Consider the following 20,856-nt stretch of genomic DNA (forward strand, 5'->3'; position numbering starts at 1 on the left):
CGCGCGAAGGCGTCAAGGCGAAAAGAGAGGGAGTGGTGCGGCCCGCAGCCCGTAGGGCGAGGACTCGGTCCCGAACGGGCCTTGACGACGTAGCGCGGTGGCCTACTGTCGCGAACAAGGACGACGAACTAAGGGGGCTGGCCCGCGGTGGCCGGATTCCGCGCGAGGGCAAAAACGCCGCGCGGCGAGCGCCCTTCATGCGAACGCAGTTCGCATCATTCCAGGGGATTGGATGTCCAGAAGGGACGCAGTCCCTTTTGGTCGGCGTCAGCCGAAAGGCAAGCGCTGAAAGCCCGAAGGGTCGAGACCCGCCAGGGGCTCGATGCGCAGCTCGCAACGCGAGCGGAGCACGCCATAGCGGTTTCCGGGCATCGCCCGGAAATGCCCCTCGACTCTTCGTTCTTGCCTTTGCTGCTCGTCGATCTGCAGCCGGGACGCAGGCATGCCTCGACGCCGAAGGAAGTGGACGTAAAAAAGCGCGGACAGACTGAGGATCTGTACGCGCCCGGGATATACCGGCAGTCTATGAAACGGTCATCGGTCAACAGACTGGGTCGAACCTGCCACAGCCGCGCTGTGCCGACGCAACGACGAGCCCTTACGGATCCGCATTGGAAAGCGCTGCAGGTGATCGTTCGCCGCGTGGACCATCGGCTGCAGCTCGAGCCAGACGTCGGCGCCGGCGTCGGCCCCGTTGCAGTGTGCCTCGAGGATGGCTTGCATCAGCTGCGTCAGCACGTTCAGATGGCTGCGTGTCGGCCGGTCGTGACAAAGTTGGGTGTCGGCCAGCAGGCCGCGCCACTCGGTCACGCGAATGCCCAGCGTAGTCCATTGCGTCGGACGGACCGGAAGACCGTTCAGCACACGCGCGGAAAGCACCTGCGCAATGATGACGGCGGTGTTGAGTGCCGGCGGCAGATCAACCGGTAGCTGGGGCTGGTGTGGCGAAAACTCGCTGCAGAGCGATGCCATGCTTGTACCTCGTTCAGATCGGCCGGCACGTCGCAAGGCGCGACTGGAAATGCTGTTCGAAGGCCGCTGCGCCGGCGAGGTCGTTCCATTCGATCACGGCGTCTTCGCTGTTCGTCTGTGCACCGGCCTGCGTGTAGTTGATGCTTCCCGTCTGGACATGGCGGCCGTCCAAAATTATCGTCTTGTCGTGCAGCATTTTGAACTGGTCGTTCGCGCATACCGTCGCACCGGATTTCGCGAGGTAGGCGAGGCCTCGCCGAATGTAGCCGTCCCGGTCGTTTGCAATGTTCTCCTTGTAGTCGACAACCACGGACACTGCGACCCCGTCTCGCGCCCTCTGTGCGAGCGCCTGGAGCAGCGGTCTGTATGTCAGGACGTAAGCGAGCATATGGATAGACTGGCGGGCGGAATACACGCCGTACATCACCATTGGCATGCCGATGCCGTCGGGCGAGAAGGCATGCCAGTTCTCACGACCTGTTGGCGCTGTTGCCGAGTGCGTCTGAACGGACTGCTCAACCAGTTCGGCCCAGCTGGCGGACGCCATCGCAGTGCGGCATGCAAGGGCCGCAAGGATGCAAGCGAAGGTAAATCGTACTTTCATGGCTGATGTAATCCTGTGGTTATGCAGCGTGAACCGACTGCGGCGCTGCGCGGCCGCGGTTGGCCTGGTCACGTTCGCGGTCTGCCGCCCGTCGTTTGCGGGCGCGATGGGCATCACGCTCTGTTTCGCTGTACATGCGGTTCTCGATGCGTGAACGCTCGCAGGCTTCACCGATCACGTCCGACAGCTCGTTATCGGACAGATCCGCAAAGGCTTGAACTGAAATGCGCAGGGCTTTGGACATGGCTCCTCCTGACTGACGGCTGCAAGCGCTGGCTAGTCGAACTCGGCGGGGCGTGAAACGCCCGCAACAATGGTGGTCGCGCTGCGCTGGGGGTTGGTCATGACATACACGCTGTGATTCGCGCGAAGTTCAAAGCGTGACAGGACCGCCCCGCCCTGCTCGATCGCGATCATGTTTCGAGCCTGCTCGTCAGCGGTCATCTCAGACCAGTCACCAGTGGCGTGTCGCAAGGCAAACTCAAGCTCCGATCGACCGACGCTGGCCAGCTGTGCCCGGACCGTCTCGCCTGCAGCCAGTGCACCTGTCGCGAATAGCGGTTTCAATTCGACGGCGCGGACGATCTCCCCTGATGCGCCTAGGACGTAGCACTGCGCTTCGGGCGTGCCGTTAGCGGTCAACGAACTGGCTGTCGCGCGCTGCGCGCTTGTAAGCTCAAGGAAATAGCGAAGCGTGGGCATGGAGCCTCCTTCATTGCTGGACGTTTGGGACGGGGAGGTCAAACGGCAAAACGCTTTGAATCAACGCCGCAACACGTTCGCGGCCCTCTGCGTTTGCCAGGTCATTGAAGTCGGTCGGACTGCCGGCGACGGAGTCGAACGACGGCAACAGAGATTTGCAGCGCAGCGCATGCGCTGCTTCCTGGGCCGATTCGAGGCCCTTGTTTCGAAGGATCAGGCGAACATCGTGCGTGCGTCCCTTCTCGACGATGTGAGCGGTAGCTACTCGCACGACCCCCTGAACGCTTTCCAGTTCGAGCTTGTATTTACCCTTCGGTGTCTCATGCCAGATGCCATCGGCCTGATAGCCCGCGAGGCTCACCTCACGCACGAGCGACCCGCTCCCGGCGATCACCTTGACCGTCTCGATTGGAGCGATCCCTTGAGACAGGATTGGGCGGATCCGTGCGAGAGTCTTTTCGATGAAGAATTGATCGTTGTCAGCGCAGACCAGCTTTGGTTGCCGCCGCGGCAGGCGCGACTGCAGGAGCTTGGCAACCTCCACAAGATTGTCCGCGTCGAACGCGATAACAACCGGCAAGCTCGTTGCTTCGAATAGACTTGCCGCGGTCGCATAGCCTTCCGCAAAGAGAACGGCCGGACACTTACAGAGCGCCGCCACGCTGTCGGCACCGATGATATGGAAGGTGCCTTTCTTGCGCGCACCGCTGGCAAAGAGCTTCAAGCCGTCCGCCCTGTCGGAGATTGCCTGCACCGTCCAGAGCCTACCGTCGATGTCCCGTGCGGGAATTACCAGAAAAGTCTCCTTCGAGGGACGGAACTCTTCGAGATTCAGCAGACCGGCGATATCGTCTACGCCGTTGCGCGCTACGCGCACACCGTACCCTCCAACCTTCTTCCGGCTGCAGTAGCCCTGCTGCGCAGCGTCCCGTTCGGAGAGACCTTCGAAAATGCTTGCCGTCTTTTCGGCGATCTTCGTGTGTTCGCGTTCGATTTCACGCTCGCGAGCAAGCGTGCGCTCACGCGCCTGCGCGTTGAGCACTGCGCGCTGCTCGGGTGCCAGGCGAACACCGTCATAACGCCATACGCCTTCATCCCCTAGAAAATTGCGGATGAAGCCCTTCGGGACAGGGAACAGATTAAGCACGTATGCGCCCTTTTTCGGGCCCTTGGCACCCTTCAGCATGACGTTGTGCCATTTGCCATCGGGTTCCGGGGTCTCTCGCTCCAGTCCGTAGTCCTCCATTGCGTCCGCAAACGCGTCGAGTACGTCCTCTTTGTTGATCCCGGCCAAATCCAGTGCGGATCCTTCGAGTAGCCATTTAGAGAACGGAGCCCGGTCCGCTGACCTTGGAATCCAGCAAACACGCTGCTCGCTGTCGAACTCTGCGCCGAGTGCGCGTGCCTTCGCGATGTCACCAGCGGGGACCGCCAGAAACAGGCGCTGGCCCGGCTCCATCAACTGAGCGCGCTGTGAAGCCGAGAGCTTCGAAGCGACGCCGCCTACCGAATGGCGAGGCGTCGCACGTGACTGGCGCGCGGATGCGAGAGTCTGAGCAAGCGCGCGATCTTCTGCGGTTGTATTACGTCGGCTCATGGTGGCGTACATGTCTGTTTGACTTCCAGTGTTGATTGCTGACCGGGCCCCTAGATTTGGAGTCCCGGCGTTTCGTGTTCTGCCGAGATAGCGGTTCCGTCGAAGCTGCCGCCGTTCCCCTGAGTTCCTCGTCCCGCGACAAATTGGAGACATGGATGAACAGCGGTCAAGGAAGCAAGCGCGGGGTGTGGGGCGGGCAGGAGCGAAGCGACAACACGGCCACGCGCGCCTTGACTGCTGGGAAGGCATGGCTACTGTCGCGGTGGTGGGCGAGGACTCAGGGGGCGGGGTTTCGGCACCGGGATCCGCCGAGGCAGAAGGCCGCGCGGCGAGCGCCTTTTCGCGCAGCAGGCGCGACTCGAAAGCGCGTTCGACAGAACGGGGAGCGCAGCGAAAAAAAAGCCCCGCGCGAACGGGGCCAAAGTACTGCTTCCGGGGCACAGCTACTACAACACTGGTACGACGCTCACCAATGGTGAGGTTTTTCGGGAGCACAGCGACCGACCGGCGAGGCGCTGACGGCCCCGACCGAAGGGAGAGGGGCGAGACTCCGCAGGAGGCTCGACGCATAGCCCGCGCTGTATGCGGGCGGAGCGCAACATAGCCGGTCTTTGCGGAGCAAAGACGCCCCAAAAAAGATTTCTCATTCATCGCCCTGCTCGTCAAGGATCACCGACCATCGCGTGACGCCGGTATGAAGCCTGGCCGAGAACCTGCGGTGAACTGCGAACCAGAATGCGAATACCAGAAGCGCCGCGACACACAATCCGAAGTAACCGACCATCACCCGTTTAACGATGAACCAGTTGCATTCAGCAGCGCTTGCAAAGTGCGGCGGCGTAAGAGTCAGGTAGGCACCAGCAGACGGACAGAAACGATGCACAGCGGATACGACGTACGGTGCGACGACCCACAAAAGCGCACTCGCTGTGAGAACGACGAGTGACCAGGTCAGGAATTCCAGTGCGAGAGCACGCGAAGAGAATCTCGACGTTGATTGAACGACGGCGGTCGATTGCTCAGTGTGTGTCGAAAGGCGTCCTGCAAAGAATGCTATTACGATCGAACTGAGCATTTTCTAAACTCAGGCCGTCAAAAGAGTTGCGCGATTAGCGTCACGGGCGACGCATTCAGACTCAGACCACGTGCCGTCGAATTCCGCATGACCTGAGACTGGATATTTGTATTGAATAGCGGCCGAACGGAGAAAGATCTGAGTTTCAGTATTCCAAATGGCAAGCGCTGTCAAAATGAAATGGCTTGCCGGGTTTGTTGAATGGAGTTGCGCGCGCATCGCCGCGTTAGCGGCGAATGCAGCGCGCATGGTTTTAAGAAGTGGCATCGGGAGGTTGGTCATCCTCGTACTATCTTGTGTGGTCTTTTTAGGTCGGTTCCGTAAGGAAACGACGTGTTTATTTTAATCACTTCTTGTACTGACTACAATTCAATTTTAGTAAGTGCTCGAGGGCCGGGGGAAGGGGTTCCAAGGGGGAACCGGAACGGGGTTCCCCCTTGTGTCGGCGCAGCCGAAGCCCTTTCCCGCCGCGGCTCGCCGACGGTGTGGAGCGCCGCCAGGCGCGCACCGGAGGCGAGCCGCGGCGCACTTTGCGCGGGTGGCGCCTGGGATCACGCGACCGGACCGGACGAAAAAAACCCCGCACATCAGCGGGGCGAAAAGGTCCGAAGACCTGAGGGGAGAAACGGGGTTGTCAGGCAGCGCGCTGCTCAGCTACGCGTGCGTGCAGGGTGCTCGGCGGGAAGGGCCATGCTGCGGCAGGCGACACAGGGACAAGCGCAGTGCTGATCGGACGCACGACGCTGACCGGTTCCGGATCATTGTCGAGCGCATGCGATTCGAAATCCGCTGCCTTCGGGAACGGCCACGGTGCCGAGTCGGCGTTCGCTTCGGCTGGTGTCTCCACAATTTCATTTCGGTCGTCAGCGTCCGGTGCGTCGTAGTTGTCGCTGGCAACGACGACAGCCTCGTCCTGCTCGTCGTCCTGTTCATCGTGATCGCGCGAGTAATACGTAACCTGATGAACTTCCGCTGCCGCCATGAACTCGGGCAACCAGTTCTTGCCAGCGAGCAGCTTTTCAGCAGCTTCCGCCGCTTCGCCCTTCTTCATCTTGGCGAGTCGTTTGCCTTCTTCCGCCGAGACCACCTCGCTGACCACCGCGACGATGCGATCCTTCGACACGTGGTTCAGGTAGCTCTCGCGGGTCGGTTGCCAGTAGGCCGAGAGGTCGAGGTCAAGCGCCCCTGCAATAGCGTTGACTGCGTTGGGGGCTTCGTTGCGGCTCACGCCGTTGATGCTCAGCGCGGTGCAGACAGACATGACGTTCAGGAGGCGGTCTTGCGGCTGCTCAAGGAGCCACCCGAAAAGCTCATTCGGGTTTTCGGGCAACAGTTTGCGCCACGTCTGGACGTATTCGCGCAGTCCGCTCGCGTGTTCGTTCTGCTCCAGTTCGGGGGCAGCACGGCTCATGTCGTGAAACGCTTCCCGGCTGCTGACCTGAACAACGCTCACACCGTCGATATAGCCGGTGTAGAGGAAATCGAGCGCGAGCTTATGCACAAGGGTGACCAGCGCAACATTCGGGTTCATCGCGAGTGCCGACTGGACCGCTGCCGTGCGGTGAGCGGTCAGGTTCAGGAGAAGCTTCTCCGAGTGAACGCCCTTTTCCTTCTTCGTCATGCTGCGTGGAAGCTCGACACCGCTATCCTGCATCATCGTGCGAGCTTCCTCGCGATCTTCCCGGCGAACAAGACCGCGATGCACCGTGAGGCCGCCGTTATGGCTCACGTAGACGATAGCGCCGCTTACCTTCATCTGCTCGGGTGTGAATTCACCTTCGCGTTCCTCGATTTCGGCGAGTTCGCATGCCAGCTTGTTGTCCTCGGCTTCGAGCGCTTCGACCGCCTCGTCGCTCAGATGGCCGTCCTCCCCCTCGTCCACGTCGTAATGCGCCTGGAGCGCGTCCGTTACTTCGTCATGGCGCTTTTGCAGCGCGTCGAGGTGTTGCTGTTGCTCCGGGTTCAGCGGGGCCGGTTGGGCGTAGAGTTGTGTGAACTGGTTATGCTCGTCGTAGTCAAATTTCGGGCGCGATTCAACCCACGCCCAGCCTTCGGCCTCGATGGTTTTGACTTCGCTGGCGACTCGTTGGTCGAAGACCCGCATCAACACGTCGCGGTTCAAAATGAACCCTTCGTCGTTCTCCGAAAAGAGATCGCGCTCGACCATCCCGCCTGCGGCTTCATACGCCTCGACCGTAACGAAGCGCACCATGCGGTCATTCAGCGACAGCTTGTCGCCTTTAAGACGGGCGCGCAGTTCGCGGGGGTTACGCGCCCAATCACTCTGCGCGCCGAACCACACGGCTTCTTGCGTCTGGTGGTCATCAGTCATCGCGAGCGCCTGAATCTGTTCAAGCTCCATCTCGTCATCCGCAAACAGTTCAAACAGTTTCGGGGACACGCTGGCGAGTTTCAGGTGACCGGCGACGGTCTTGGGCGTAACCTTGAACACCGCCGCAATGAATTCGGGGCTGCGGCCTTCGTCTGTCAGCGCCTTGTATGCGATGAACTGGTCAGCCGGATGCGGTGGCTTGCGCAGATCGTTCTCCGTGGCACTGGTGAGAATTGCGTCCGCTTCCGAAATGACCTTGCACGGAACCAGATAGTCGGACGTAATGTCGCCGCGCTCGACGTTGAACAGCAGACCGAGGCGACGCGTCTCGCCAGCGGCAACGCCATAGGTCTGCGCTTTCTTTGCGCGCTTCTTCATCGGATGTACGACGAGATTCTGCAGCAGTCCGACTGCCCTGATGTTGTCCGCGAATTCCAAGATAGTCGCCTCGGTGCGCGCCTTCTTGCGCTGGTTGTACGGCGACTCGACCAACGACCGGAGCGGAATCATTTCGACTGCCGCCCCGGCGCTAATCGCGTTCGGCAGTTCGACGGCGGACGCGTTGTCCGTGGTGTTCACGTTGGCATCTTGGGCGTTCACGGTTTGCATGGCAGTTCCTCACAGAAAAAATTGATGGTGTGGTGGGACCGCCGGGCCCCAAGATTCTGAAGTCCCGGCCTAAGTTGTTTTCCCGAGTCGACGGCTTCCTTCCGAAGCTGCCGCCGTTCCCCTGAGTTCATCGTCCCGCGGCAAAAGGAGCGTGAAGCGTGCGGCGGTCAAGGAGTCAAGGGCGGGAGGTGGTGCGGGCAGTCGCGAAGCGACAACACGGTCCCGCCCGCCTTGACCGGCAAGCGTGAGCAGCTACTGTCGCGAAAAGGACGGGAACACAGGGGACGGGGATTTCGGCAGGCAGGAACGCAACGAGGCAAAACGCCCCGCGCGGCGAGCGCGCTCACTGAGCCGCTGCAGGCGGCGAAGCTGGAGGGGATGGCACGCGCCGGGGCAAGACCGCGGAGCGGCGTAGCCCCAAGAGCGGGCGTCTCGAGATTCCGGGGCGCGGAAGTGGGCGGCTTGCGTGCCTGACGTCAGGCAGGAATGCAAGGTGCCGCGCCCCGGCACGATAGCTGCGGGCGCGCGACGCTGCGTGCCCTGTCATGCTGGGGTTAGTCGCCGGAGTAAAGCTGTTCGGCAACCTTGTCGGATTCCGGGCGTTTGGCCCAAAGGGCATCCATGCGCTCGAAGGCAAGACTTTGGGTGGGGACGTTGTCGACTACTATTCCGTCGCGCAGGACGTTAAACGAGACGACTAAAATCCCCAACGGGTTGCGGGTCTGGATGCGCTGGCTATCGAGTTGCAAGGCTTGCTCCGTTTCAGTAACCGCCAGGTCGAGGGCGAGTCTTAGCCCGCAACCTCAAAATAGAACCCGCTACGCTTCGCTTCATCCCACGCAGCACACCAAAGGATCATTGCCTCTTCGGGCAAGCTCGAAAACGTCTCGCTAATGATCCCGACGCTCTGGAGCGCGTCAAGCATCGCCATATTGGCGTCGCAGAAGTCGTGGGAATGACATACTAGCGGGTTCATCTGACTTCTGTTTCGCTCGACCACTGCTGCCTGCTCCGCAGGGGTGAGCCAGTCGGCCAGAATCTCGGCGAAACGCTTGGCGCAAAACTCAATTGCGCATGCGTGCGCTGCCGCAGTGGTCGGCACCGGTTCATCGCCGACCGGCTTCGGCGTGCCCTCGGCTCCGACAATGTAGGGCATCCACCCCGCAGCGGTTTGCACTGCCACCGGCACACCGGGCGCGATGCCGGACATTTCGGGTCCGCCTAGCGTCTTTGCAAGGCCTTTCACTTCTGCTGATTTCATCATTTTCCTTTCAGGGTTGGCGGGCGCTGCACCCTCGCCCGCCGTGTTTTCCGGTCATCCGAGCAATCCCGCCTTCAACTCGTCCACCGAGTCGGAGAACGTGAATTTCTTCACGCGGCCAGCGTCGTCAAACAAGATCAGCAATTGCTTTTTGTGAACGTCTGCGCCGCGTGCAAAGGCCGAGACAATCGGTACAAAGTTGATTGCTTTGGGGGTCGAGCGGGCATACTCGTACGTCCACTGTTCAACGCCCATTTCGTTGAAACTGACCTTGGACGGCGATCCGAGCGTGCTTTGAATCTCGGCCTTGGTTGTCTTGCCTTCAGTGATCTGCGCGTTGATACTCTCCGCGCTCTGTTCCTTCATGGCGACGTTGCCGACGCTGGTTGCGCAACCTGCACAGAGCACTGCTACTGCGATAGCGAGAAAAAGCGATTTCATGGTGAAGCCTCCTGTGTGATGGAAATGACGCAACGGCAAACCAACTGCAATCCACGGCGTGACAGCCCTATCGAAGGCGCTCCGTCACGTCGCAAACATCCTGAATAAAGCGGCCTCCAATCGAGCCACCGGCAATGCGGCTACCTTCTGCGGTGAAGCCTTCGGCCAAGGTGCCGAACAGACCGCGATAGCACGAAACAACCTCGTCCAATGATTCGCAAGCGGGCGGATCGTAGTGGCGCACGATGCGGCGAGTTCCGCATTCGGTGGTGCTGTACACCGTGATCTGGTGATAGTTGCCTGCTGCGATAGCCTTTGCGATGGAGCGCCCCTCCTTGACCATCATTGCCTCCTGTTGGCGGTTCAAAGCTGACCGGGCCCCTAGATTCCGAAGTCCCGGCGTGAAAGATGTTTCTGCTGAGTCGGCGGCGTCTCTCGCCGTTGCCGCCGTTCCCCTGAGTTCGTCGTCCCGCGATCAAAGGAGACGCGGCCGTAGCTGGGTCAAGGATTCAAGCGCGGGGTGTGGGGCGGGATGGAGCGACTAGCGACAGACACGGCCCCGCGCGCCTTGACGCAGCGCAGGGCGTGGCTACGATCGCGAGAAAAGGACGGCGAACGAGGGGGACGGGGTTTCGGCACTGAGAGCTGCTGCCCGACGAAGCGAAACGCCCCGCGCGGCGAGCGCGCTTACCGAGCTGCCGCAGGCAGCGAGGCTGGAGGGGATGGCGCGCGCCGGGGCAAGTCCGCGGGACGCGGCGCAGTCCCAAGAGCGGGGGTGCATGTTCACCGGGACGCGAGGTCGTCAGCTTGTGTGACAGGCAGAGCCTGGCGCGCAAGGTGCCGCGTCCCGGCTGGATGGCTGCGGCGAAACCGGAAACAGAAACGCCGGCACTCGGCCGGCGTCGGATGCGTACCGCCATTTGTAGCATTAGGCTACCTGTATCGACAGACGATTGTTATCGTACATGTGGAGCATTGACAGGAAGTAGCTCGGATCCGCTGGCCATTTGCATTGCTGCCAATAGGCGAGCAATGCACGGCGGACGGGCTCCGGATACTCGCGGATCCGCTTGCGCCCCCTGCGCCAATCTTCCGCGCGTCTGGCTCGCTCTGTCACCGTCTGACGCGCCCATTGCCGTTGACGCTGCTCCATCTCTTCATCAACGGTGATCTGCTCTGCCTCGATCTGGTCCGCGAAAAGCGGGAGCGCCTCCCGCTCTTTACGCTGCTTCCGAGCGAATGCAGCGCGTTTGCGGCCGGTATCGCGAAACTCATACCGTTCCTGCCGTTTGAAGCGCATAGCGTTCCCCTAACGGCAGTTGGCGGGCGTCCCGCTGGCCTGAATATGGCGCGTGATAGCGCGTTTGGCGCCGATCAGCGTCCGGCGACTTTTCAGGACGAATCCGCCGGACGCGTCAACGATCTGCGCCTCGATCTTCTCGACGCGATCGACGTATGACAGGTGAATGTAGTGTCCCTTGTAGCCGATGGTATGAAACATGGCTCAGGCCTCCACACTGACCGGGAAACCGGCTTGCGCGAGTTCGGCGCGGGCTTCATCATCCCATGCGGTCGGCGAGTTTCCTTCGCAACGATACGCGTACTCATACGCTGCCTCGCGCTCATCCGCGTTGGTCGCCGTGATCTTCACCGCGACCTCGCGATACGTGCCGTAGTCGTGGCCGTGGTTGCTCTTGGTATAGAGCAATGCCCCCTCGGGCGGCTCACCGAGCACGCGTTTGATCAGATTGATGAACGCCCTGCACTCGGCCCGATTTCGTTCCGGGAAATCGGCCTTGCCGATGTCCGCTGACTCTTCGTCGCATGGGCCGGGTCCAACTTCGATGCTTTCTACCAAGGCATTTCCCCTTGTCGTTGGTGCTGCGGTTTGTGCTGACCGGATCCCTAGATTCCGAGTCCCGGCGTGAAAGATGTTTCTGCTGAGTCGGCGGCGTCTCTCGCCGTTGCCGCCGTTCCCCTGAGTTCGTCGTCCCGCGATCAAAGGAGACGCGGCCGTAGCTGGGTCAAGGATTCAAGCGTGGGGTGCTGGGGCGGGATGGAGCGCAGCGACTGACACGGCCCCGCGCGCCTTGACGCAGCGCAGGACGTGGCTACGATCGCGAGAAAAGGACGGCGAACGAGGGGGACGGGAATTCGGCACTGAGAGCTGCTGCCCGACGAAGCGAAACGCCCCGCGCGGCGAGCGCGCTCACCGAGCTGCTGCAGGCAGCGAGGCTGGAGGGGATGGCACGCGCCGGGGCAAGTCCGCGGGACGCGGCGCAGTCCCAAGAGCGGGGGTGCATGTTCACCGGGACGCGAGGTCGTCAGCTTGCGTGACGGGCGCAGCCTGGCGCGCAAGATGCCGCGTCCCGGCTGGATTGCGGCGGCACCAGAAGCGACAACGCCGGCACTCGGCCGGCGTCGGACGTGCAACCTGATGCGATTACCACGTGAGACGGGGATGCTCGTTCGTCGGCATGAAGTTCAGAAAGTCCATCCGCCGCGCAACGATGGCGGTTGCATCGTCGAGTGATACGCCCGATTCCGTGACGAATAGCTGGATCAGTTCCTCGTCTGACGCGGCCTCGTCGTTGCTAAGAACCGACTCAAAATATTCGCGTGTCTTCTCGTCCAGCTTTGCACTCAACCTGGTCTCAGGCTGCGCGCCCTGACTGCTATCGCCGCGCGAGTCGAGCGGTTGTGGTGCGGTGAGCGCGATCACCTCCGCCGCTTCGATCAATGCGGCGTGCTCAGCCGTGGTCAGTCCAAAGGCCTTCGGCCATGCTTTCGCCAGCGCGTCGAGCGCCGCACGCATGCGCCTGTGCATGTCGTGTGCGGCATCAACCTTCGTGGCCAGTTCTGTCAGGCTGCGCCGCGCATTCGCCTTGCCTACGTCTGTGCCGTTTTCCAGCGCAGCGAGCATGATAGGCATCAACGCCTTCCATTTTGGTTCGAGACTGACGGCTTCGCCGCGCGTTACTCGACGTGTTTCGGTTGTCATTGTCGTTCTCCCAACGGGGTCGATATCGGCCCCACAACATCAGTTAAGGATGCTCAAATACAGGTAGGTTCGGGACATGATCGGCGTCCGAATCGAGCCTGACCCACTGAAAACCTTCGCCGCGTGCCCACGCCCACAGGTCGCCGAGGTCGTCCGGCGGTGGCTCGCACGGCCGCATGATGGCGATCGTTTCCGCAGTCGGCACAGAGACAAAGAAGCCAAATTCATACGGGCCGCAATAACACCACGGGATCGAATCGCCCTCTCTTTCGAGTAGGTCGAGCGTCTGGCGCGATAGGTGGGCGGTGCCAATCGTCGGGATCGAGGCGGTCTCTGGTGTGCCCGCCAAAGCGTCCGATGCGCGCTGAAGCCACTCGGCGCGCTTCGCGGTTCCCAGCGGCATCAGTCGAACCGCGTCGCGCACGACAGCCAGAAGCGCGGCGCCGCGTTGCAGGTGCCCTGCTTCAGCGTCATCCAGTGCGCGCAACGTCGCCGCGATGCCGTGATTGGAAAGCTCGTTTTCAAGGTACGACAGGCCGTCAAAATCGGCGTCTGTACGGTCGGGAAAGCTGACCAGAACATTTGCGGGTGCATTCATGGTGTAGGCTCCGTGGACCGCCTTGGCGGTCCCGTCCAATGGTTAGAGTCCTGCTGTGATGGGGCGGCGGCGCTCGGGGTGGTTAGCAGCCGTCGCCGCAAACTGGTACGCGCGCAGCAAGGTCGTGAACAGCCCTTCGTAACGGTCCGCTATGTACGCCTTGAAGCCTTCCGCGTCCCGTCCGATCAGGACGTCCACACCGTTAATTTCCTGCCGGAAATTCGCGTCGTCATGGTTGGTCGGCACCGTCATGACTTCCACGCCTTTGCGCCGACCGACGAGACAATCGGCGTGTCCGAAAACGTCAGCCATGCCGTGATACGTCCAGCCGAATCGGCGCGCAGCGATCGAGGTAGGCCGCTCAAACATCTTCATGCCCCGCTGCAAATAGACTTCGCTGACGTGCTGGCCGCATACCTCGCAAGCGCCGAGGCGTTCGCTTGACTGCCCGGTTGCCTTCAACGTGTAGCGCAGTACTTCGCCGTCATGGTCGTGGACGGTGGTTTCAATCGGTGCGCGCTGGCTCATTGCTTGCCCGCCTTTTCGGCTGCGGCCTTCGCCAGTCGCTTCGCTTCCAGCTTCAGTGCATACGGCAGCTTGTCCGCGATCTGCTCATCGCTGAGGGTTTCGAGCAACGTCAGAACGCTTCCGCCGTTCTCGTTCACCATGATGGTTTTCTCGCCTGCATGCTTTCCCCATTGCGGGCCAGCCTTGCCCTTGTAGTCGCGGTGTTCGTGCCGGTAAATGATGGCCAGCTTCTGCTTGCGCGAAAGCGTCGCCGAGTCGATGGGTTGCACTGCATCGGACATGTCTCGTTCTCCCTACGGGTTGAGCTGACCGGGCCCCTAGATTCCGAGTCCCGGCGTGAAAGATGTTTCTGCTGAGTCGGCGGCGTCTCTCGCCGTTGCCGCCGTTCCCCTGAGTTCGTCGTCCCACGATCAAAGGAGACGCGGCCGTAGCTGGGTCAAGGATTCAAGCGCGGGGTGTGGGGCGGGATGGAGCGCAGCGACTGACACGGCCCCGCGCGCCTTGACGCAGCGCAGGACGTGGCTACGATCGCGAGAAAAGGACGGCGAACGAGGGGGACGGGAATTCGGCACTGAGAGCTGCTGCCCGACGAAGCGAAACGCCCCGCGCGGCGAGCGCGCTCACCGAGCTGCTGCAGGCAGCGAGGCTGGAGGGGATGGCACGCGCCGGGGCAAGTCCGCGGGACGCGGCGCAGTCCCAAGAGCGGGGGTGCATGTTCACCGGGACGCGAGGTCGTCAGCTTGCGTGACGGGCGCAGCCTGGCGCGCAAGATGCCGCGTCCCGGCTGGATGGCTGCGGCGGTACCGGAAATAGAAACGCCGGCACTCGGCCGGCGTTGGGCAATCAGATCCCAATCTAACAACACTAGAGGACAGGGAAATGGTTGAACATGTCCGGTGTGGGAAACGGTGCCAGCGGTTCGTCGTCGGTGTCCGCGTCCTGTGAGCGCTCTTCCAGCTGGGGACCCAGATTGTCCTCCGCGATCTTGATGATGCCGCGTTCAAGGGCGCCGACGATGATCCGCCTTTTGTCTTCGTCTGTGTCGACGGGGAGACCCTCTATCAATTCCCTGACATCGAAGTTGAAGCCCGACCCCTCCCCTTTCGCATACGAAGTCGTGAACCAGTATTCCATCGGCCCCTGTTCAACGTCATCATCAAGATAGCGGCGATACACCTTCACGCCGTTGTGTTCCGCGAACAGCTCGGGACTGACGAAAATCTGCTGGTACGGCATGGTTTCTCCTTTCGAGCAATATCAGTGCATGGTGTTTACGCCCGCCGGATAGCGGGCGTCTGCAATCAGGCCGCCATCGCGAACAGATCGAGCTGGCTTAGCGGCTGGGCCATCGAAACCGGCTGCGCTGTGGGAATGTCTGCCGGCTCTTCCTGTTCAACGGATTCGAAATCGCAGACCACAACCTCACACACCGGCGAGACACCGTGCCAATCGTTGCGATAGGTCTCCGTGTCGATTCCGCAATTGGCGTCGAGCGATATCGCCGTTTGATCCAGGAATTTGCGGCACTTGTCGGTGATGCTCTCCTGATAGTCCCGCTTTCCGGAATAGCGAAACGGTGCGGACATCTGCGGCACAATGAACGTCCCCCATCGCGCGATGCGCGAGGCCAGTTCGATTACCTTGTATTCGAACTCTGCGCCCTTGTAACGACCGTCGTAACCGTCGGCTCTCACGCGGCCAAACGGTGGATTAGAAATCGCCGCGTCGAACCGGTCGAACTCTTTCCACCAGTCGCCAAATACGTCCGCGTGAATCCAGATCGCATCGGGGGCTACCTTTCGACCAACGCGCACATATTCTGCGCAACGCTCGACGCATACGATTGATTTCGCTTTGCCTTCGCAGGCGTACGCGAGGGAGCCGATCCCGGCGCACAGATCGACAATCGAGTCACAACCGCTCGGCACTTCGATGGAAAAATCACGGGCGAGACCCCACGGCGTGAAAAACGCACCCATCGCGCTGTTATCGTGATTCGCCCCTTCCTGAAAATTTTCGAGCACGAACAGACGTTCATCCTCCGTCAATCGACGGTCAAGGGCGACAAGCCGGTTCACTTCTGCCATCGACTTAGTTTGTGCCTTAGTCAGTTTCATATGCTTCCCCGTTGGATGTTCAATCGGCGGCCGCGTCATCGCGCGGCCCGCGCTTTTTCAGTTGATGCGTCGCGCCGTACCAAGGCCATAGAAGCCACCGACGCCGAGAATGTCCGCTGCGATGTCTGCCAGCGCGAAAAGACTAGGACCGCCCGGGTATTCGCAATGCCACTCACCAAGCAGCGAAAACGAGACAGGCTCCCTCGGGCGCTCGAAGTCAGCACGCAGATACGCGCCAGGTGCCGGGCCAGTAAAAAACGACCCGGCTACCTCGATGCGATCGAATTTGTAGGGATAGATGCACTGCTGGTAATCGCTGGCTTCTTCGGCTTTGATCATTGCGCGTCCTTTAAAGCTGACCGGGCCCCTAGATTCCGAAGTCCCGGCGTAAAAGATGTTTCTGCTGAGTCGGCGGCGTCTCTCGCCGTTGCCGCCGTTCCCCTGAGTTCGTCGTCCCGCGATCAAAGGAGACACGGCCGTAGCTGGGTCAAGGCTTCAAGCGCGGGGTGTGGGGCGGGATGGAGCGCAGCGACTGACACGGCCCCGCGCGCCTTGACGCAGCGCAGGACGGGGCTACGATCGCGAGAAAAGGACGGCGAACGAGGGGGACGGGGTTTCGGCACTGAGAGCTGCTGCACGACGAAGCGAAACGCCCCGCGCGGCGAGCGCGCTTACCGAGCTGCCGCAGGCAGCGAGGCTGGAGGGGATGGCACGCGCCGGGGCAAGTCCGCGGGACGCGGCGCGGTCCCAAGAGCGGGGGTGCATGTTCACCGGGACGCGAGGTCGTCAGCTTGTGTGACAGGCATAGCCTGGCGCGCAAGGTGCCGCGTCACGGCTGGATGGCTGCGGCGAAACCGGAAACAGAAACGCCGGCACTCGGCCGGCGTCGGTGGCAATTGACGCGAGCGCGTGGTTACTGACTCGTCGCCGGAGCTGGATAGGTGACGTGAATCTTTCCGTCCGGCGTGAGCGTGAACTCACCCGGGCCCGCGAAACCTGCGGGCTTGGTCGGCTCGTAAATGTAGATCGCGCCGGGTTTCATATTTCGTTGCGCCTGGGTTTGTGTTGGCTGCGTCTGAGCACAGGCGGAAAGCACGATAACAGCGGCAATCAGGGCGACACGGTATGCGGTGGCAAGCATATTTCTCTCTCTTCGTTGGCGGCCGCGCACGCACGGCCGCTTGCTGTTTAAACGTCGATCGTCAACAGAACGGTCCGAACATTCGTGCCAGATTCTACAAACGTTCCCTCCGGCAGTTCTTCCCACGTACCGCCTCGAGCTTCAACAAGCGGCAAAAGTTTTTCGTTCTGTCGTGGGCCATTCGCACAGATCGCAATCAGACGCCCGCCCGGTTTCATAAAGTCCAGTGCATGTGAAATATGCGCGATGTCCTGACCATTGGCGAAAGGCGGATTGATGATGATTCGGTCGAACAGGCCCAGCTCGTCGCCGCACTCCAGAAAGTCGGCGCATACGACCTTTATATCGCCATGTGACGCTGCGAGCGTCCGAGAAAGCGCGTGATTTATCTCGACGGCAGTAACAGTAATGGTGGTGCGGTCGATCGCTTCGAAAATCGCGTTGATGATGCGGCCGGTTCCAGCGCTGAACTCGCCGACCGAATCCCCCTCCCCGATCGCCGCCTCTTCCACCATACGCGCCGCTAGGGCGGACGGTGTCGGGAACAGTTGCGGCGCGCTGACTACCTGCACACCCGCCCGCAGCAATTCGCGCAAGTGGTTGAACTCCTCTCCCTTTTCCCGTGTCTCGACCGGGGCCGCCGGCTCGGCCATGCGCGATTCAACGCTTGACGGCTCGCGCTGGCTTTCGATCCTGACCGCCTCGGGCGTGTTGCTTTCCACCGCGGGCGGGTCGACGCGCTTCTGGTCCGTGATGTACACCTGAGCCAACCGGTAGCCGTCTCCCGCGACCAACGCACGGCGAATGCGGTGCGCGCCGTGCTTGTCGTCGGCGGCGATCTTCCGGACGCTCTTGTAGTCGTCCGGGCGGTTCTTCCACTGCGCAGCAGTCATTTCGAGAAAGCCCTCGCCGGGGTAGTTCGTGAGTGGAGACAGTTTCTTTGTGGCCTTCACGGCTGCGGCGTCTGTGGCTTCGGGTTCGCGGTATCCCTTCACCTCTTCGATTCCATATTTCCACTCATTGCGCCAATGAACGACGGCGGGCGCGCTCGTGGTAACGCTATTGATGCGACCGCTTGCACGATTGACCCGGATCACGACCAGCCATTCGCCGCCGACAAGCACGCGCCCGCCTGGCTTGATGTCGTGGTGGTCTGACGCAATGCCGCCGTTCTCGTCCAGCATGGCGCGCTCATATGCAAGCCGGTTTTCCAGGTGCATGATCCAGCGCTGACGCCAGGCTATGGTTTGCCTATGGACTCGAATGCAATGTTCGCGCGCCTGCTCGACGGTCATTTTTTCGTCGGCCAACATCGAATAGACCGACGTCCCCCAGGTCTTTCCTTGCTCGTAGATGGATACGTGGTCAAACGCTGCGATCTGTTTCGCCTGTTCCAGCGTGAGGCCCTCGGTCTGCCACTTCGTGAGGTTCTCGCTTGCCTCGGCGCTCTCCCGCCGATGTTTGCGGAGGTCTGCCTCCAGTGTCTTGATGCGACGGTGGCGCACGTCTGGCTTTTGCTTGTATTCCGCGTGGCGACGTGCCCCGGTTGCGCGACGCGTCCAGTATTCGGATGTTTCCCAAAGATTGACGGCACGACGCATGCCGTTTTCGATGCGCTCAGCGTCACGGCGCGCGTGGCGCTCGCTGTGATGGCCAACGAGGATAGGCTGTCCGAGCGGGATATGATCCGCGATAGCGGCGACGGCTTCACGCGCCGTGTGCGCTTCGCTCGCGCGCTTTTCGCTGTAGTCCTCGAACCGGTCTGCCCTGTCTTCTGCCCGATCAACTAGCGTGGTGTCCTCGTCGCCAACCTCGCCGCAAAGTTCCAGCAGCAGATCCTCGCGCGACGGCGACCACGCCGGAGCTACGAAAAGATCCTGTTTCGGTGCAAAACGGAAACCTGCTTCGTGAACGCGTTTGTACAGGCCATCGTCCAGACGCGAAGTCGAGTAGAGCCGCAGCTTATTGTCTTCGGGTGAATAGGTGGCGCTGAGATTTTGCATCTAAAGTTCTCCTTACAGGTTGAGCTGACCGGGCCCCTAGATTCCGAGTCCCGGCGTGAAAGATGTTTCTGCTGAGTCGGCGGCGTCTCTCGCCGTTGCCGCCGTTCCCCTGAGTTCGTCGTCCCGCGATCAAAGGAGACGCGACCGTAGCTGGGTCAAGGATTCAAGCGCGGGGTGTGGGGCGGGATGGAGCGCAGCGACTGACACGGCCCCGCGCGCCTTGACGCAGCGCAGGACGTGGCTACGATCGCGAGAAAAGGACGGCGAACGAGGGGGACGGGAATTCGGCACTGAGAGCTGCTGCCCGACGAAGCGAAACGCCCCGCGCGGCGAGCGCGCTCACCGAGCTGCTGCAGGCAGCGAGGCTGGAGGGGATGGCACGCGCCGGGGCAAGTCCGCGGGACGCGGCGCAGTCCCAAGAGCGGGGGTGCATGTTCACCGGGACGCGAGGTCGTCAGCTTGCGTGACGGGCGCAGCCTGGCGCGCAAGGTGCCGCGTCACGGCTGGATTGCAGCGGCGGTACCAGAAGCGACAACGCCGGCACTCGGCCGGCGTCGCTGGGCGATCACGCAAAGGCAAGCTGCCCCTGCGTCGCGCTTACCGGCTGAAGTGCGGGAGCAACCTCTGGCGCGGCCGTCTCGGGCACGTCCCACGTGAGCACGTCGCGCATCGATCCGACGCGATAGCGCACGCTATCGGCGTCTTCGCCTTTGATGTCCGAAAACAGGAACGTGAATTCATCCGCCGCCTGGTCGCGTTCGCCGATGAGGCCGAGACCTCGGGCCAGTTCATCCACCGCGCGACGGTGATGATCCTCCTTGCACGCGGTGCGGCGCACAGTAATGCGCGTGTCCTTGGGCAACGGCGCCGCATTCCTCAGCGCTTCACGCACGACCGGTATCGTTGCCTTCGCAAAGCCGGGTTGAACCAGTTCACGCTCAAGCGCCGGTCCGGTCACATACTGTGCAAGCGCGGAATAAGCCCATACGCCGTCTGACCACTTGCCGTCATCGCCTGCGACGAGTCGCACGTCTGCGTCGATGGCGAAGCAACGCGGAGACGGCAGGTCTATCTCCCGCGCGGAAACATTGCGCACGGGCGGGACGTCGATAGGTACCGTGCCAGTGTCGCTGTGAGTGAATACACGCCACGGCGACAGTTCACCATCGACGCCATAGATCGCACGTAGCAAGCCGGTGTCGCCGTAGAGCGTCGCCGTAATACCTTCATTCCTGACTACGTCGAAGCGGTCTGCCAGTCCTGCACGCTGCAGGACGGATAACACCCTTTCGTTGGCATCCTCGGGCAGCGCCGCACGCCAGCCGGTTTCAAATTTCAGCGTCACGACAACGTCGCGCATCTGGACCGGACGATTCAGTTCCTGCTTCCACGATTCGATGTAGTTCTCCGGCTTAATGTCGCCGCTACGGCTCTGCAACATGCCGCCGCAACAGTCGGATGCACCTACAAATGCCCGCCGCAAAACTTCCTCCCGCGTGCCGAACGCGAATGCGCTCCAGTGGTCGGTGTGCGGATAGCAATTTTTTTCGTATGACCGCTCGAAAAGGATGTAGAGCAGCTCTCCCTCGTTCGAGCGGAAAGCGGCTGCACATTTGCCGGTGGTAACAGTTGCGCCCATGTGTGACTCCTCAAAAAGTTGCTGGTTTAGACGTTGAACGAGATTGCAACGAACGGCGCGTGCGATTCGATGTGTACCGATACCTTCGGTTCAGCGCGCGGGCCGATCATGTCGGGCGACACGAAACCAATCCCCTCGATCAGCGAGTAACCCGATATCGTTGCGAATTCCCGTTGTACCGTTGCTTCGAGTACGAGAATCATCGGTATTCCCCTTGGTGTTTGCCCGCCGTAGCG

The 20,856-nt window shown here is 61.4% G+C and carries 26 protein-coding genes and 1 pseudogene; all 27 read right to left on the bottom strand.

What is annotated here, in order from left to right:
* Nucleotides 1–534 precede the first annotated feature (534 nt).
* Entirely contained in the window at nt 535–972 is a 438-nt protein-coding gene (locus PDMSB3_RS36375; RefSeq protein ID WP_165189944.1) for a hypothetical protein, read from the bottom strand.
* A 13-nt stretch (nt 973–985) separates the two neighbouring features.
* On the bottom strand, nt 986–1,519 hold the full coding sequence (locus tag PDMSB3_RS36380; protein WP_232064456.1) for a phospholipase D-like domain-containing protein: 534 nt from the start codon (nt 1,517–1,519) through the stop codon (nt 986–988).
* 76 nt (nt 1,520–1,595) lie between these two features.
* A complete protein-coding gene (locus tag PDMSB3_RS36385; RefSeq protein ID WP_165189946.1) occupies nt 1,596–1,820 on the bottom strand; it encodes a hypothetical protein in 225 nt (74 codons plus the stop codon).
* A gap of 32 nt (nt 1,821–1,852) precedes the next feature.
* Nucleotides 1,853–2,278 carry a hypothetical protein gene (locus PDMSB3_RS36390; RefSeq protein ID WP_165189948.1) on the bottom strand — a complete coding sequence of 142 codons (426 nt, stop codon included), beginning with the start codon at nt 2,276–2,278 and terminating at the stop codon, nt 1,853–1,855.
* 10 nt (nt 2,279–2,288) lie between these two features.
* Nucleotides 2,289–3,887, bottom strand: coding sequence for a DUF5710 domain-containing protein (locus PDMSB3_RS36395; protein WP_165189950.1), 1,599 nt, complete (start codon nt 3,885–3,887; stop codon nt 2,289–2,291).
* Nucleotides 3,888–4,518: 631 nt separating this feature from the next.
* Nucleotides 4,519–4,950 (bottom strand): hypothetical protein, encoded by a 432-nt coding sequence (locus PDMSB3_RS36400; RefSeq protein WP_165189952.1) that lies wholly within the window; start codon nt 4,948–4,950, stop codon nt 4,519–4,521.
* Nucleotides 4,951–4,959: 9 nt separating this feature from the next.
* Nucleotides 4,960–5,232 carry a hypothetical protein gene (locus PDMSB3_RS36405; RefSeq protein ID WP_165189954.1) on the bottom strand — a complete coding sequence of 91 codons (273 nt, stop codon included), beginning with the start codon at nt 5,230–5,232 and terminating at the stop codon, nt 4,960–4,962.
* A gap of 352 nt (nt 5,233–5,584) precedes the next feature.
* Nucleotides 5,585–7,891, bottom strand: coding sequence for a ParB N-terminal domain-containing protein (locus PDMSB3_RS36410; RefSeq protein WP_165189956.1), 2,307 nt, complete (start codon nt 7,889–7,891; stop codon nt 5,585–5,587).
* A gap of 554 nt (nt 7,892–8,445) precedes the next feature.
* Entirely contained in the window at nt 8,446–8,640 is a 195-nt protein-coding gene (locus PDMSB3_RS36415; protein WP_062092946.1) for a hypothetical protein, read from the bottom strand.
* 41 nt (nt 8,641–8,681) lie between these two features.
* A complete protein-coding gene (locus PDMSB3_RS36420) occupies nt 8,682–9,155 on the bottom strand; it encodes a hypothetical protein (RefSeq protein ID WP_165189958.1) in 474 nt (157 codons plus the stop codon).
* 51 nt (nt 9,156–9,206) lie between these two features.
* The gene (bamE, locus tag PDMSB3_RS36425) at nt 9,207–9,593 is read right to left on the bottom strand and encodes an outer membrane protein assembly factor BamE domain-containing protein (RefSeq protein ID WP_062092944.1); all 387 of its coding nucleotides are present in this window, start codon (nt 9,591–9,593) and stop codon (nt 9,207–9,209) included.
* 67 nt (nt 9,594–9,660) lie between these two features.
* Nucleotides 9,661–9,939: a hypothetical protein gene (locus PDMSB3_RS36430; protein WP_137954140.1), complete on the bottom strand. Its 279-nt coding sequence runs from the start codon at nt 9,937–9,939 to the stop codon at nt 9,661–9,663.
* 582 nt (nt 9,940–10,521) lie between these two features.
* On the bottom strand, nt 10,522–10,893 hold the full coding sequence (locus PDMSB3_RS36435; RefSeq protein WP_165189960.1) for a hypothetical protein: 372 nt from the start codon (nt 10,891–10,893) through the stop codon (nt 10,522–10,524).
* A 9-nt stretch (nt 10,894–10,902) separates the two neighbouring features.
* Nucleotides 10,903–11,094 (bottom strand): hypothetical protein, encoded by a 192-nt coding sequence (locus PDMSB3_RS36440; protein WP_165189962.1) that lies wholly within the window; start codon nt 11,092–11,094, stop codon nt 10,903–10,905.
* A gap of 3 nt (nt 11,095–11,097) precedes the next feature.
* Nucleotides 11,098–11,451, bottom strand: a complete 354-nt coding sequence (locus PDMSB3_RS36445; RefSeq protein WP_165189964.1) for a hypothetical protein — start codon at nt 11,449–11,451, stop codon at nt 11,098–11,100.
* A 585-nt stretch (nt 11,452–12,036) separates the two neighbouring features.
* Nucleotides 12,037–12,525: a hypothetical protein gene (locus PDMSB3_RS36450; protein WP_165189966.1), complete on the bottom strand. Its 489-nt coding sequence runs from the start codon at nt 12,523–12,525 to the stop codon at nt 12,037–12,039.
* A gap of 112 nt (nt 12,526–12,637) precedes the next feature.
* Complete coding sequence (locus tag PDMSB3_RS38115) at nt 12,638–13,192, bottom strand: DUF5983 family protein (protein ID WP_232064457.1); 555 nt, start codon at nt 13,190–13,192, stop codon at nt 12,638–12,640.
* 42 nt (nt 13,193–13,234) lie between these two features.
* The gene (locus PDMSB3_RS36460; RefSeq protein WP_165189968.1) at nt 13,235–13,720 is read right to left on the bottom strand and encodes a hypothetical protein; all 486 of its coding nucleotides are present in this window, start codon (nt 13,718–13,720) and stop codon (nt 13,235–13,237) included.
* The gene (locus PDMSB3_RS36465; RefSeq protein WP_137960347.1) at nt 13,717–14,001 is read right to left on the bottom strand and encodes a hypothetical protein; all 285 of its coding nucleotides are present in this window, start codon (nt 13,999–14,001) and stop codon (nt 13,717–13,719) included. Before PDMSB3_RS36465 ends, PDMSB3_RS36460 begins: the two co-directional genes overlap by 4 nt.
* Nucleotides 14,002–14,584: 583 nt before the next feature.
* Nucleotides 14,585–14,956, bottom strand: coding sequence for a hypothetical protein (locus PDMSB3_RS36470; protein ID WP_165189970.1), 372 nt, complete (start codon nt 14,954–14,956; stop codon nt 14,585–14,587).
* A gap of 65 nt (nt 14,957–15,021) precedes the next feature.
* Nucleotides 15,022–15,837: a class I SAM-dependent methyltransferase gene (locus tag PDMSB3_RS36475; RefSeq protein ID WP_165189972.1), complete on the bottom strand. Its 816-nt coding sequence runs from the start codon at nt 15,835–15,837 to the stop codon at nt 15,022–15,024.
* Nucleotides 15,838–15,894: 57 nt separating this feature from the next.
* Nucleotides 15,895–16,176, bottom strand: a complete 282-nt coding sequence (locus PDMSB3_RS36480) for a hypothetical protein (RefSeq protein ID WP_165189974.1) — start codon at nt 16,174–16,176, stop codon at nt 15,895–15,897.
* Nucleotides 16,177–16,750: 574 nt separating this feature from the next.
* Entirely contained in the window at nt 16,751–16,978 is a 228-nt protein-coding gene (locus PDMSB3_RS36485) for a hypothetical protein (protein ID WP_165189976.1), read from the bottom strand.
* Between the two features lie 47 nt (nt 16,979–17,025).
* On the bottom strand, nt 17,026–17,631 hold the full coding sequence (locus tag PDMSB3_RS38510; RefSeq protein WP_407670670.1) for a methyltransferase: 606 nt from the start codon (nt 17,629–17,631) through the stop codon (nt 17,026–17,028).
* Nucleotides 17,632–17,703: 72 nt separating this feature from the next.
* Nucleotides 17,704–18,981: pseudogene (locus PDMSB3_RS36490) on the bottom strand (DUF3560 domain-containing protein); the annotation flags it as partial.
* A 565-nt stretch (nt 18,982–19,546) separates the two neighbouring features.
* Nucleotides 19,547–20,620, bottom strand: a complete 1,074-nt coding sequence (locus PDMSB3_RS36495; protein WP_165189980.1) for a hypothetical protein — start codon at nt 20,618–20,620, stop codon at nt 19,547–19,549.
* Nucleotides 20,621–20,646: 26 nt separating this feature from the next.
* Entirely contained in the window at nt 20,647–20,823 is a 177-nt protein-coding gene (locus PDMSB3_RS36500) for a hypothetical protein (protein WP_165189982.1), read from the bottom strand.
* Nucleotides 20,824–20,856: the final 33 nt, after the last annotated feature.

Source organism: Paraburkholderia dioscoreae (assembly GCF_902459535.1).
Lineage (GTDB): Bacteria > Pseudomonadota > Gammaproteobacteria > Burkholderiales > Burkholderiaceae > Paraburkholderia > Paraburkholderia dioscoreae.

Bases quoted from the DNA above. Each gene is read 5' to 3' on its own strand.
- PDMSB3_RS36375 (WP_165189944.1), bottom strand. From the start codon at position 972: ATGGCATCGCTCTGCAGCGAGTTTTCGCCACACCAGCCCCAGCTACCG.
- PDMSB3_RS36380 (WP_232064456.1), bottom strand. From the start codon at position 1,519: ATGGCGTCCGCCAGCTGGGCCGAACTGGTTGAGCAGTCCGTTCAGACG.
- PDMSB3_RS36385 (WP_165189946.1), bottom strand. From the start codon at position 1,820: ATGTCCAAAGCCCTGCGCATTTCAGTTCAAGCCTTTGCGGATCTGTCC.
- PDMSB3_RS36390 (WP_165189948.1), bottom strand. From the start codon at position 2,278: ATGCCCACGCTTCGCTATTTCCTTGAGCTTACAAGCGCGCAGCGCGCG.
- PDMSB3_RS36395 (WP_165189950.1), bottom strand. From the start codon at position 3,887: ATGTACGCCACCATGAGCCGACGTAATACAACCGCAGAAGATCGCGCG.
- PDMSB3_RS36400 (WP_165189952.1), bottom strand. From the start codon at position 4,950: ATGCTCAGTTCGATCGTAATAGCATTCTTTGCAGGACGCCTTTCGACA.
- PDMSB3_RS36405 (WP_165189954.1), bottom strand. From the start codon at position 5,232: ATGACCAACCTCCCGATGCCACTTCTTAAAACCATGCGCGCTGCATTC.
- PDMSB3_RS36410 (WP_165189956.1), bottom strand. From the start codon at position 7,891: ATGCAAACCGTGAACGCCCAAGATGCCAACGTGAACACCACGGACAAC.
- PDMSB3_RS36420 (WP_165189958.1), bottom strand. From the start codon at position 9,155: ATGATGAAATCAGCAGAAGTGAAAGGCCTTGCAAAGACGCTAGGCGGA.
- bamE (WP_062092944.1), bottom strand. From the start codon at position 9,593: ATGAAATCGCTTTTTCTCGCTATCGCAGTAGCAGTGCTCTGTGCAGGT.
- PDMSB3_RS36430 (WP_137954140.1), bottom strand. From the start codon at position 9,939: ATGATGGTCAAGGAGGGGCGCTCCATCGCAAAGGCTATCGCAGCAGGC.
- PDMSB3_RS36435 (WP_165189960.1), bottom strand. From the start codon at position 10,893: ATGCGCTTCAAACGGCAGGAACGGTATGAGTTTCGCGATACCGGCCGC.
- PDMSB3_RS36440 (WP_165189962.1), bottom strand. From the start codon at position 11,094: ATGTTTCATACCATCGGCTACAAGGGACACTACATTCACCTGTCATAC.
- PDMSB3_RS36450 (WP_165189966.1), bottom strand. From the start codon at position 12,525: ATGCCTATCATGCTCGCTGCGCTGGAAAACGGCACAGACGTAGGCAAG.
- PDMSB3_RS38115 (WP_232064457.1), bottom strand. From the start codon at position 13,192: ATGAATGCACCCGCAAATGTTCTGGTCAGCTTTCCCGACCGTACAGAC.
- PDMSB3_RS36460 (WP_165189968.1), bottom strand. From the start codon at position 13,720: ATGAGCCAGCGCGCACCGATTGAAACCACCGTCCACGACCATGACGGC.
- PDMSB3_RS36465 (WP_137960347.1), bottom strand. From the start codon at position 14,001: ATGTCCGATGCAGTGCAACCCATCGACTCGGCGACGCTTTCGCGCAAG.
- PDMSB3_RS36470 (WP_165189970.1), bottom strand. From the start codon at position 14,956: ATGCCGTACCAGCAGATTTTCGTCAGTCCCGAGCTGTTCGCGGAACAC.
- PDMSB3_RS36475 (WP_165189972.1), bottom strand. From the start codon at position 15,837: ATGAAACTGACTAAGGCACAAACTAAGTCGATGGCAGAAGTGAACCGG.
- PDMSB3_RS36480 (WP_165189974.1), bottom strand. From the start codon at position 16,176: ATGATCAAAGCCGAAGAAGCCAGCGATTACCAGCAGTGCATCTATCCC.
- PDMSB3_RS36485 (WP_165189976.1), bottom strand. From the start codon at position 16,978: ATGCTTGCCACCGCATACCGTGTCGCCCTGATTGCCGCTGTTATCGTG.
- PDMSB3_RS38510 (WP_407670670.1), bottom strand. From the start codon at position 17,631: ATGGCCGAGCCGGCGGCCCCGGTCGAGACACGGGAAAAGGGAGAGGAG.
- PDMSB3_RS36495 (WP_165189980.1), bottom strand. From the start codon at position 20,620: ATGGGCGCAACTGTTACCACCGGCAAATGTGCAGCCGCTTTCCGCTCG.
- PDMSB3_RS36500 (WP_165189982.1), bottom strand. From the start codon at position 20,823: ATGATTCTCGTACTCGAAGCAACGGTACAACGGGAATTCGCAACGATA.